The organism is Pseudarthrobacter enclensis (assembly GCF_030811655.1).
GTDB classification, from domain to species: domain Bacteria; phylum Actinomycetota; class Actinomycetes; order Actinomycetales; family Micrococcaceae; genus Arthrobacter; species Arthrobacter enclensis_A.
This window is the reverse complement of sequence record NZ_JAUSRE010000053.1, coordinates 1-2,347: the sequence shown is the minus strand read 5'-3', so window position 1 is coordinate 2,347 and position 2,347 is coordinate 1. Positions and strand designations below refer to the sequence as shown.

Genomic DNA, 2,347 nt, shown 5'->3' with positions numbered 1-2,347 from the left:
GGACCGAAAGTGGCCGGATGGAAGGTGGCCGGGCAGCATCGACGTCGTTCATCACCACGGATCCCCCTGGGAGGATGCCCTGGAACGGTTCCTCCGCGCCCACGCCTGACCGTTGTCGGGGCTACCTGAGAAGGTCCAGCTGGTCTGGCGTATCCACGTCCTCGCCGGTGGACTGGTCGCTGCAGTCCACCTCATCAACAAGGTCCGGATGGCTCCGCAGGAAGCGCCGTGCCCCGGCGTCGCCAGTCACCGTTGCACCCACAGCTGCCCGCAGGGACGCGTCGATGAGCAGCGGGTGCCCTCGGACGAGTGCCGCCTCACCGCCGCCGCTGGAATCACGACGGCGGTATGCGGCGGCGGTGACCCGCCCCGGACGGTGCCGGGCCAGCAGCCGTGCCACTGTTTCACGGGTCAGGCCAGGCTGGTCCACCAAGGCGATCAGGAGGTGGTCTGCCGGATCCGCGGCCTGGTTGCCGAGCAGGAAGGAACTGCCCATTCCTGATTCCCATTCCGGGTTAGTCACCAACTGGCAGCCGTCCAGCTTGGCGGCAGCTTCAACCTGGGCGGCGCCGGCGCCGAGGACCACCACCACTTTCCGGCAGCCGCCGTCGAGCAGTGCCTTGGTGATGGCTTCCACGAGCGGCCGTCCGCGGAATGGAAGCAGAGCCTTCGGTCCCAAACCCAGCCGGGTACCGGCGCCTGCGGCGAGCACCACCCCGGTGGTCGTGGTTCCCGCGGAGCCGGCCCCGTAACTGTCACCCATAGCTGCACCTTATGGGATTGAGGGTCAGGCGTCCCCGCCTGCCCCGCCGGTGGTGCCGGCGTTGACATCCAGGAGCTTGTACCGGTCGATCGCGTACGAGGGGGCGCCCGCCTCTACTTCGCCCGTCGCGGCCAGGATCCGCAGCACTTTCACCACGATGGAGTGGGTGTCGTTTTTGAAGTAGCGGCGGGCTGCTGCGCGGGTGTCGGAGAAGCCGAAGCCGTCGGCGCCGAGGGTCGCGAATTCGTTGGGAACGAATTGGCGGATTTGGTCCGGGACGGCTTTCATGTAGTCGGTGACGGCGACGATGGGGCCGGTGGCGCCTTCGAGTTGCTGGGTGATGAAGGGGACGCGGCCGGGCTGGCCGGGGTTGAGGAAGGCTTCTTCTTCGGCGGCGAGGCCGTCGCGGCGCAGTTCGTTCCAGGAGGTCACGGACCAGACGTCGGCGGAGACGTTCCAGTCATCGGCCAGGATGCGCTGGGCTTCGAGGGCCCAGGGCACGGAGACGCCGGAGGCGAGGATCTGGGTGCGGGGACCGTCGATCTTGGCCGGGGCGAGCAGGTAGATGCCCTTGATGACGCCGTCGATGTCGAGGTTTTCCGGTTCTGCGGGCTGGATGATGGGTTCGTTGTACACGGTGAGGTAGTACATGACGTTTTTGTCCGTCGAATCCGCACCGTACATGCGTTCGAGGCCGGCGCGGACGATGTGTCCGATTTCGTAGCCGTAGGCGGGGTCGTAGGTGAGGACGGCGGGGTTGGTGGAGGCGAGCAGGGGGGAGTGTCCGTCGGCGTGCTGGAGGCCTTCGCCGGTGAGGGTGGTCCGGCCTGCGGTGGCGCCGATGATGAAGCCGCGGGTCATTTGGTCCGCGGCGGCCCAGAAGGCGTCGCCGGTGCGCTGGAAGCCGAACATGGAGTAGAAGACGTACACCGGGACCAGGGGGATGCCGTGGGTGGCGTAGGAGGTTCCGGCGGCGGTGAAGACTGCCACGGCGCCGGCTTCGTTGATGCCGGGGTGGATCAGCTGGCCGGCGGGGGATTCCTTGTAGGCCAGGACCAGGTCACGGTCCACCGACAGGTAGTTCTGGCCGGCCGGGCTGTAGATCTTGGCGGTCGGGAAGAACGCATCCATCCCAAAGGTGCGGGACTCATCCGGCACGATGGGCACAATCCGGTTCCCGAACTTCTTGTCCCGGAGCAAATCCTTGAGCAGGCGAACAAACGACATGGTGGTGGCGGCCATCTGCTTGCCCGAGCCGCGTTTGGCCACCTCGTAGGACTTCGCGTCTGGGAGCTCCACGGCCTGGTGTCCGTCGCGGCGCTCAGGAACAGCGCCGCCGAGCGCTCTCCGCCGTTCGAGGAGATAGGCAATTTCGGGTGCGTCGAATCCCGGGTGATAGTAGGGCGGCCGGTACGGATCGGCGTCGAGCTGTTCATCCGAAATGGGAATACGCAGGTAGTCCCTGAACTCTTTGAGATCCCCGATGGTCAGTTTCTTCATTTGGTGGGTGGCGTTGCGGCCCTCGAAGTGGGGGCCGAGGCCGTAGCCCTTGACGGTGTGGGCGAGGATGACGGTGGGTTTGCC

Annotated in this window: 2 protein-coding genes; both read right to left on the bottom strand. The window is 66.5% G+C overall.

What is annotated here, in order from left to right; genetic code table 11:
• Positions 1 to 121 precede the first annotated feature (121 nt).
• Positions 122 to 763 (bottom strand): nicotine blue oxidoreductase, encoded by a 642-nt coding sequence (gene nboR / locus J2X98_RS22135; protein ID WP_307312667.1) that lies wholly within the window; start codon positions 761 to 763, stop codon positions 122 to 124.
• 24 nt (positions 764 to 787) lie between these two features.
• Positions 788 to 2,347, bottom strand: a 1,560-nt coding sequence (locus J2X98_RS22130) for a transketolase-like TK C-terminal-containing protein (RefSeq protein ID WP_444964477.1), incomplete at its 5' end; no start/stop codon positions are given.